The sequence below is a fragment of the Asaia lannensis NBRC 102526 genome, from assembly GCF_024054035.1.
GTDB classification, from domain to species: domain Bacteria; phylum Pseudomonadota; class Alphaproteobacteria; order Acetobacterales; family Acetobacteraceae; genus Asaia; species Asaia lannensis.
In genome coordinates this window covers 1-800 of record NZ_JAMXQU010000026.1, presented here as the reverse complement: position 1 = coordinate 800, position 800 = coordinate 1, and the positions used below count along the sequence as shown (strand labels likewise).

The following is an 800-nucleotide window of genomic DNA, read 5'->3' as shown; positions in this document are numbered from 1 at the left end:
CCGCAAGCGCCAAAAGCTTCATCATCATCCCTGATGCAGAACACCCCGAACGAAGCCTGTCAGCTCATGATTTGCGCCAGTTCCATCTCCGCAGGAGCTATGCGGTCAATCTTGCCATTGCAGATGGCGTCCACGACCTCGCAGTCAACTTCCTCGATTACGTCGGATTATTCCTGACCCTCACCCTGCCGGGGAAATACCGCAACTGCTCCTATGAACAGGCCAAGGCTGAAATCGGCAGACGCTGGAAGCGTGTGAGACGTAAAGCCCGGGACAGGGATATTCTCCTGCTGGGTATGACAGCGCTGGAACTGCATGAGGATGAAACACCGCATTATCATATCCAGCTCTATGTTTCACCTGAACACAGGGCATGGGTCGAGGAACAGATACTCGATGCGTTCCCAAATGAATGCGACAGACGCAATGAAGCCATCAAGGATATCCGCGATGTCGCCAGAGCCTCACGTTACACGACCAAGGACCATGGCAAGCCTGAAACCAGCCTGACGTTCATCGGACTGAGGAAAGACATCAAGCGCCGTTACCGAGGTGTATACGAGGGCAAGGACACCGGCACTCTTTCTGAATGGCGTGTCAGCAGAGCCAGCCAGCTCATGAAGCAGAAGACATCAGGCGGGGCTGTTCTCCTGCTTCTGCGTGGGTTTGCTGATGAGAGACTGAACAGACTGTCATCCCGTCACCCCGACTTGCATTATGCCGGAACCGATACCCAGAGACTGCAAACCATGCTCCTGCATACCCTGCATTTCAGGGCGGTAAAGGATTTCAGGGAGACA

Annotated in this window: 1 protein-coding gene; it reads left to right on the top strand. The window is 54.2% G+C overall.

Annotated elements, in window-relative coordinates:
- Positions 1-800 (top strand): replication endonuclease (locus NF685_RS14235; RefSeq protein ID WP_252850138.1); only part of this gene is annotated, 800 nt, incomplete at both ends.